Annotated in this window: 8 protein-coding genes; 6 read left to right on the forward strand and 2 right to left on the reverse strand. The window is 39.2% G+C overall.

Annotation, left to right across the window (positions count from 1 at the left end; genetic code table 11):
• The 4 genes from AC1DRF_RS12735 to AC1DRF_RS12750 form a co-directional block, all read left to right on the forward strand.
• Window positions 1-854, forward strand: an 854-nt coding sequence (locus AC1DRF_RS12735; protein WP_477740867.1) for an acyl-CoA dehydrogenase family protein, incomplete at its 5' end; no start/stop codon positions are given.
• Between the two features lie 131 nt (window positions 855-985).
• Entirely contained in the window at window positions 986-1,345 is a 360-nt protein-coding gene (gene cccA, locus AC1DRF_RS12740) for a cytochrome c550 (RefSeq protein ID WP_477740868.1), read from the forward strand.
• Between the two features lie 168 nt (window positions 1,346-1,513).
• The gene (locus AC1DRF_RS12745) at window positions 1,514-2,218 is read left to right on the forward strand and encodes a tRNA (adenine(22)-N(1))-methyltransferase (protein ID WP_097824609.1); all 705 of its coding nucleotides are present in this window, start codon (window positions 1,514-1,516) and stop codon (window positions 2,216-2,218) included.
• Window positions 2,215-3,336, forward strand: a complete 1,122-nt coding sequence (locus tag AC1DRF_RS12750) for a Nif3-like dinuclear metal center hexameric protein (protein WP_318330925.1) — start codon at window positions 2,215-2,217, stop codon at window positions 3,334-3,336. The genes AC1DRF_RS12745 and AC1DRF_RS12750 overlap by 4 nt, the downstream gene beginning before the upstream one ends.
• A 47-nt stretch (window positions 3,337-3,383) precedes the next feature.
• On the opposite strand, the gene AC1DRF_RS12755 is transcribed toward AC1DRF_RS12750, so the two are convergent.
• Complete coding sequence (locus AC1DRF_RS12755; protein ID WP_013059214.1) at window positions 3,384-4,334, reverse strand: 4-hydroxy-3-methylbut-2-enyl diphosphate reductase; 951 nt, start codon at window positions 4,332-4,334, stop codon at window positions 3,384-3,386.
• Between the two features lie 128 nt (window positions 4,335-4,462).
• The gene (locus tag AC1DRF_RS12760) at window positions 4,463-5,167 is read right to left on the reverse strand and encodes a YqfQ family protein (RefSeq protein WP_064472138.1); all 705 of its coding nucleotides are present in this window, start codon (window positions 5,165-5,167) and stop codon (window positions 4,463-4,465) included.
• A 185-nt stretch (window positions 5,168-5,352) separates the two neighbouring features.
• Here AC1DRF_RS12760 and AC1DRF_RS12765 point away from each other — a divergent pair, with 185 nt between their 5' ends.
• Together AC1DRF_RS12765 and AC1DRF_RS12770 are read left to right on the forward strand one after the other, a co-directional pair.
• On the forward strand, window positions 5,353-6,672 hold the full coding sequence (locus tag AC1DRF_RS12765) for a DEAD/DEAH box helicase (RefSeq protein WP_477740869.1): 1,320 nt from the start codon (window positions 5,353-5,355) through the stop codon (window positions 6,670-6,672).
• A gap of 28 nt (window positions 6,673-6,700) precedes the next feature.
• A complete protein-coding gene (locus AC1DRF_RS12770) occupies window positions 6,701-7,588 on the forward strand; it encodes a deoxyribonuclease IV (RefSeq protein WP_427075299.1) in 888 nt (295 codons plus the stop codon).
• Window positions 7,589-7,647: the final 59 nt, after the last annotated feature.

Below are 7,647 nucleotides of genomic sequence, written 5' to 3' on the forward strand. Positions count from 1 at the left end.
CACCTATTTATTTATTCGGAACAAAGGAGCAAAAAGAACAGTACCTACCTGCTTTATGCTCCGGGGAATCTTTTGGAGCGTTTGGTTTAACCGAACCGAACGCAGGAAGTGACGCGGGGGGAACAGAGACAGAAGCAGTGTTGAAGGATGGAACATTTAGGATTAATGGAAGTAAATGCTATATTACGAATGCTAGCTATGCAAAGTTTTTAGCTTTAACAGCTGTTACAAATCGTACAGAAGGTAAAAAAGAAATTTCAGCTATTATCGTGCCTACAGAAGCTCGAGGTTTTACTGTAATAGACAATTACGAGAAAATGGGTCTACATGCTTCAAATACAACTGAACTCGTTTTAGAGGATGTTGAAGTGCCTGAAGAGAATTTACTCGGTGTAAGAGGAGAAGGCTTTAAACAATTTCTAATGACGCTTGACGGGGGAAGAATTGGAATTGGCGCAATGGCCGTTGGAATCGCTCAAGCGGCTTATGAAAAAGCACTGTCATATGCGCAGGAAAGAAAGCAATTTGGAAAAGCTATTTCATCGTTTCAAGCGATTCAGTTTAAATTAGCTGATATGGCGATGAAAATTGAGTTAGCAAGAAATATGGTGTATAAAGCAGCGTGGTTAAAAGACCAAGGAAAGCCATTTACGAAAGAAGCTGCTATGTGTAAACTGTATGCTTCTGAAATTTGTATGGAAGTAGCCAGTCAAGCTGTTCAAATTCATGGAGGATATGGCTACATGAAAGAGTATCACGTGGAGCGGTATTTACGAGATGCCAAGCTTTTAGAAATTGGAGAAGGAACTTCAGAAATTCAGCGCTCGGTTATTGCAAGGCAAATTGGCTGTTAAGATACGCAATAAGAAATTAGTTAATTATGTAAATAAAACCCTTTCACTTATGAGCATTTTCAAGTAAAATAAAAGTGCTTATACTATTTTGTTATTTCTAGGGATGGGAATACATAAAGGGGGTATAGTGAGTGAAGCGAAATCCGCTAATACCATTTTTATTAATTGCGGTAATTGGGATTACTTTAATGTTAACGCTTTCGTTCAACGGATTGAATAATGCAAAGGAAATCGCGGCTGAAAAAGAAGGCGGTGGCGCGGAACAGCAGGCTTCAGCTAAACCAGAAGAAATTTATCAAAAAACTTGTATTGGTTGTCACGGTGATCAGTATCAAGGTGGAGTAGGTCCTTCGTTAAAAGGAATTGGGAAAAAAGTTTCTCAAGACGAAATTGCAGATATTGTTGTAAACGGTAAAGGAAACATGCCACCTGGGCTGGTTCCTCCGGAAAAAGCGAAGGAAATGGCTAAATGGGTATCAGAAATTAAATAGAGTTCAGAAACATGATTTTCTGGAAAGCCGCTCATTTATAAAGCAGGCTTTTTTTTTGTGATTTTTTATACGCATTCAGCTAAAAGGAAAACATGAAGAGAAATAGGAATCATGCAGCTATCTATGTTAAAATAATGAACAGTAATCACATAGAGAATAGGTGACAAAATGAATGAATTAAACTTATCAACAAGACTTGAAGAAGTAGTAAAGTCGATTCCTTTGGGAGCAAAGATAGCAGACATTGGCTCAGATCATGCATACTTGCCGTGTTTTGCTTATTTAAATGGATATATTAGCGGTGCCGTAGCAGGAGAAATTACTGAAGGGCCTCTTCAATCTGCTATTCAGCAGGTGAAAAAAACAAGCTTAACGGACGTTATTGACGTTCGAAAAGGAAATGGCCTAGAAGTAATATCACCGAATGAAGTAGACTGTATTACAATCTGCGGAATGGGCGGAACGCTTATTACGATGATTTTAGAAGAAGGAAAAGCAAAGTTAGAAGGAGTAAAAAGGCTTGTACTTCAGCCGAATATTGGTTCACATCATATTCGCAGCTGGCTGATTGAACACAACTGGGAAATCATTGATGAAAAAATCATCGAAGAAGACGGTCGTATGTATGAAGTCATCGTCGCTGAACCTGGAAACGCCTTAGCTCCTTATAACGGTGAAGTGAAAGCCGGTGTGTTAATGGGCCCTATTTTAAAAGAAAAGCGCTCTTCTGCTTTTATGACAAAGTGGACGCATGAACTGAATCATCTTAAACAAATTGTCAGCCAAATGGAGCAGGCTCAGTCCGAGGAAAGCAAAGCAAAATTTCAAAAACTTACCCAAGACATCTCATTAATTGAGGAGGCGTTAAAATGAGTAAAATCCCTAACGGATTTCAAGTAATTGAAGCATTTGAATCATTTTCTCCCAAGCATTTAGCGGTTGAAGGAGATAAAATTGGTTTACAGATTGGAACGTTAAACAAGCCTGTAAAAAAAGTAATGGTAACGTTAGATGTTCTTGAAACGGTCGTAGACGAAGCGATTGAAAAACAAGTGGATTTGATTATTGCTCATCATCCTCCTATTTTTAGACCTCTAAAACAAGTGGTTACAGATCGTCCTGAAGGGCGTATTTTAGAGAAATGCATCAAACATGATATTGCTGTATATGCTGCTCATACAAACTTAGATATAGCTAAAGGCGGAGTAAATGACTTGTTGGCCGAAGCATTGGGGCTACAAGAGACAAAAGTGCTGGTTCCAACAACGTCTATTCAGCTGAAAAAGCTTGCTGTATTTGTTCCTTCAAATCATGCTGAAGCAGTGCGCACAGCTATTTGTGATGCGGGAGCTGGACATGTGGGTCTTTACAGCGACTGTACGTTTTCAACTGAAGGGGAAGGCACGTTTAAACCTTCTTCAGAAGCCAATCCATACATTGGCTCAAAAGAAGAGTTAGAATGTGTCAATGAAACAAAAGTTGAAACTATTTTTGAAGCGGTTCAGCAAAATAAAATTATTCGCGCCATGCTCAGTGCTCATCCTTACGAAGAAGTGGCCTATGACATTTATCCAGTGGAACAAACGGGCGAGACGCTTGGACTTGGACGAATTGGTAAGTTAAAAGAAGAGATGACGTTAAAACAGTTTGCCGCTCATGTTAAACAAGCATTGGATGTGGATGGTGTTAGAGTAGTAGGGTCTATGGATGCCACGGTGAAAAAAGTAGCTGTTCTTGGCGGAGATGGAAACAAATATATTACAAACGCAAAATTTAGCGGAGCAGATGCCTATGTAACAGGAGATTTGTATTTCCACGTGGCGCATGATGCAATGGCAATGGGATTAAACGTTGTAGATCCTGGTCATCATGTTGAAAAAGTCATGAGACAAGGTGTAACGCGTTTATTAAACAGTCTTTTTGATGCAAAAAACTTTGAGTGTGAAGTATTTGATTCAAAAGTAGACACAAACCCATTTACGTTTATGTAACAAAGAAAGAAGGTGTTGAAAAATGTCAACACCTTCTTTTGTGTCTATTAAGACGATTTTTTTGTTCGAACTTTTGGTAAAATCTTTGAAAGAGGCACGCTTTTTTCACGTGTCCACGTTGTTTCATCTTCTGGATCGAACTGATCTAGAAAATTGATGACCTCTTTTGTGATTGGAGTAGGGGTAGATGCGCCTGCCGTAACAGCTACGGTTTTCGCATTCATCAACCATTCAATCTGTAGCTCTGAGATGTCACCGATACGATATGCCTCAGTGCCGGCAATCTCCATTGATACTTGAGCTAAACGGTTTGAATTGTTACTTTTAGGATCTCCTACAACAATTGTAACATCTGCTTCACCTGCTTGCTCGGCTACAGCTTCTTGGCGAACTTGTGTAGCTAAACAAATTTCCTTGTGAACTTCAGCGTGCGGATATTTTTCTTTTACCTTTTCCATTACTTCTGCAACGTCCCACTGACTCATTGTTGTTTGATTTGTTACAATGATTTTCTCACGTTGAATATTTAAATGGGCTACGTCTTCTGCTTTTTCAATTAAATGAACGATATCTGGCGCGATACCAAGTGCACCTTCTGGCTCAGGATGATTTCGTTTTCCGATATAAATAACGTCATAACCTTCTTTTTCTTTTTGGCGAATAAGGTCATGGGTTTTTGTAACATCCGGACATGTAGCATCGATTGTTGTTAAGCCTTTTTCTTTTGCTCGTTCTTTTACTTCTGGAGATACTCCGTGCGCAGTAAAAATAACGGTTCCTTCATTTATTTGGTCTAAGATTTCTAGGCGATTAGCACCGTCCAGTGTGATAATGCCGTCCTCTTCAAACGCATCTGTAACGTGTTTATTATGAACAATCATTCCTAAGATATAGATTGGTCGAGGCAATGATTTATCTAAAGCGGCGTTTCGTGCAATGACCATTGCGTCTACTACACCATAACAATAGCCGCGCGGTGCAATTTTAATAACTTTCATTTCAATTTCCTCCTCATCATAATCCTGACGAGCAATTCAACTCGCTTCTATTATATAAAAGAGGAAGGAAGAATACAAAGATATTCTTTTTTTGCTCACGGTATTTCCTTAAGGAATCAGCGGATTTATCAAATATAAAGTTTTGGTTTAGACACCCGATCTCTGGATGAATGTTCAATTTCTTCTTCAAAGAAATCCAGCTCATCATCGGATGAATCCGTGCTTTCTGCGCCTGCTGATAAAACCTTACTGTCTTTGCTTTCATCAGTTTCAGAAACCTCTGTTCCTTCTGCTTCGAGTATTTCATCTGTGTCATCACTTGAGCGCAAGGCCTGATAGATTTTCCACAGAGAAGGAGCATTTTTGACAAGAGGTCCGTATTGTTGAATCATAGGTCCCATCGTTTCCGCTGCTTTTAGTACTCGCTGAACATTCCCCATCATGGAGCTCAAGTTAGCAGGGTTCGTTAATCCTTGCAAACCTCCAAGCAGGGAAGAAGAGTTAGTCGCTCCTGCAGCACCTTGGGCTCCTGAAAGTCCAGAAAACAAAGAACCTCGAGGAGCAGCTGCAGCCGCTTGTTGAAATGGTATGTTTCTATTTCCTCCCCTTCGGAATAGGCGAGTTAAGAAGTTACCTCCTCCACGGTTCAGGCCTTGCTGATTCGGGTAAAATGATTGTTGAGCATTTGTTTGCTGGGCAAAGTTACGAAACTGCTGTAATGGATTAAATTGGCCAAAGTTACCAGGTTGTTGCCCAAAGCCGTTTTGTGGTGGCATTCCTGGCATCATTCTTCTTTGCATACCGGGTGGAAATGGTGGTCTTCGCTGTAGCAAAGGACGCACCTCCTKTAGTAAAGTAGATTTTCTTTTACTATCGTATGCAACTCGCGATAAAATGTTTTTGAAACAGGTAATAAGTTTTAGTAATATGAATGAGAAGTAGTCACAGAAGGAAAAATCGATTATAATCATATATTGTGCCTTAAAAGATGAACGTGAATGTAAAAAAGGAGACTATTATGGAAAAAACAAACTTTGAACGTTTTGAGTTTCAACCATTTTTAATAGAAGCAATTAAACAATTAGGTTTTTATCAGCCTACAGAGATTCAGGAGCGCTTAATTCCTTCCGTTTTAAAAGGGGAAAGCGTAATTGGTCAGTCGCAAACAGGGACCGGCAAAACACACGCTTATTTATTGCCTTTACTTGAAAAGGTAGACCCTAAAAAAGAAGAAGTACAAGTTGTAATCACCGCTCCAACTCGTGAGCTTGCTTCTCAAATTTATCAAGAAGTATTAAAGCTAACAAAACACAGTGCTGAAGGAGAAGGAATTTCAGCAAAATGTTTTATCGGCGGTACAGATAAGCAGCGTACAATCGACAAATTAAAGAAGCAGCCTCAAGTTGTTGTAGGAACACCGGCTCGTTTGTTTGATTTAGTAAATGAAAAAGCGTTAGTTGTGTATACAACAAAGGCGTTAGTAGTAGACGAAGCTGATTTAATGCTTGATATGGGATTTTTAGAAGATGTGGACCGTTTGGCAAGCAATATGCCTGAAAAATTACAGATGCTTGTTTTTTCAGCAACTATTCCTGAAAAATTAAAGCCATTCTTAAAAAAATACATGGAAAATCCAAAATTTACGCATGTTTCGCCGAAGCAAGCAGCAGCAGCTAAATTAGAGCATGTATTAGTTCCACTGCGTCATCGTAACAAGTTTAAGCTGCTGCATGATATGCTTATTTCGTATAATCCTTATTTAGCTATCGTCTTTACAAATACAAAGAAAATGGCGGACGAAGTAGCAGATGATCTACTGTCTAAAGGATTAAAAGTAGGAAGAATTCACGGAGACTTATCTCCTCGTGACCGTRAGAAAATGATGAAGCAAATTAATAATTTAGAATTTCAATACGTAGTAGCGACAGATTTAGCAGCTCGCGGTATTGATATTGAAKGAATTTCACACGTTATTAACTTTGAGCTTCCTTCAGATCTAGATTTCTACATTCACCGCGTAGGACGTACAGCTCGTGCCGGTCATTCTGGAATTGCTGCTACAATCTTCGATGTGGAAGATGAAGATGCAGTAAATAAGCTAGAGAAAATGGGAATCGAGTTTGTAAACAAAGATCTTCAAAAGCAAGAATGGGTTTCCATCGATGACCGTAACCGCCGTAAAAAGCGTGTGAAGAAAGCGGATGAAGTGGGAGAAGAGGCACATCGCTTTATTCAAAAGCCGAAGAAAGTAAAGCCTGGCTACAAGAAAAAACGTGCTCGTGAAATTACAAAGTATGTGCAAAAGAAAAAGCGTAGTGAAAGACGCAACAATCGTTAATCGCAATAGGTTAGAGGTGTAAAAAGTAATGTTGAAAATTGGTTCTCATGTATCAATGAGCGGCAAAAAGATGCTTTTAGGAGCAAGTGAAGAGGCAGCTTCTTACGGAGCAAATACGTTTATGATCTATACAGGCGCTCCACAAAATACTCGTCGCAAAAAGATTGAAGAGCTTAATATTGAAGCTGGTCTTTTGCATATGAAAGAGCATGGAATGACAGATATTGTTGTACATGCTCCCTATATCATTAATCTAGGAAATACAACAAAGCCCGAAACATTTGAGCTTGGAGTAGATTTCTTAACGTCTGAAATTCAGCGCACCCATGCTCTTGGCGCAAAGCAAATTGTTCTTCACCCAGGAGCTCACGTGGGCGCTGGAGCAGATGCCGGTATTCAGCAAATTATCAAAGGTCTAAACGAAGTGTTAACAGCTGATCAAGAAGTTCAAATTGCGCTTGAGACAATGGCTGGAAAAGGAACAGAGTGTGGAAGAAGCTTTGAAGAAATTGCCCAAATTATTGATGGCGTGACGCACAATGAAAAGCTCTCTGTTTGTTTTGACACATGTCACGTTCATGACGCTGGTTATGATATCGTTCAAGACTTTGACGGTGTATTAAATGAATTTGACAAAACCGTAGGAATACAGCGAATTAAAGTGCTTCACATCAATGATAGTAAAAATGTACGCGGTGCTCGAAAAGACCGCCATGAAAACATTGGGTTTGGTGAAATTGGATTTGGTGCACTGAATTGTATTGTTCATCACCCAGCGTTTAAAGAAGTTCCTAAAATTCTAGAAACTCCTTATGTAGGAGAAGATAAGAAGAATAAAAAAGCACCATATCAGTTGGAAATTGATATGATTCGTGCACAAAGCTTTGATTCAGAGCTAAAACAAAAGCTTATGTAATTTCATATGTGATTGAAAGAGGTCATGTCTATAGACATGACCTCTTCTTTTACATCAAC

The organism is Priestia sp. P5_B4, from assembly GCF_056400385.1.

Excerpts from the sequence above, each read along its gene's own strand:
- AC1DRF_RS12770 (WP_427075299.1), top strand. The coding sequence starts at position 6,701 with ATGTTGAAAATTGGTTCTCATGTATCAATGAGCGGCAAAAAGATGCTT.
- AC1DRF_RS12745 (WP_097824609.1), top strand. The coding sequence starts at position 1,514 with ATGAATGAATTAAACTTATCAACAAGACTTGAAGAAGTAGTAAAGTCG.
- AC1DRF_RS12750 (WP_318330925.1), top strand. The coding sequence starts at position 2,215 with ATGAGTAAAATCCCTAACGGATTTCAAGTAATTGAAGCATTTGAATCA.
- AC1DRF_RS12755 (WP_013059214.1), bottom strand. The coding sequence starts at position 4,334 with ATGAAAGTTATTAAAATTGCACCGCGCGGCTATTGTTATGGTGTAGTA.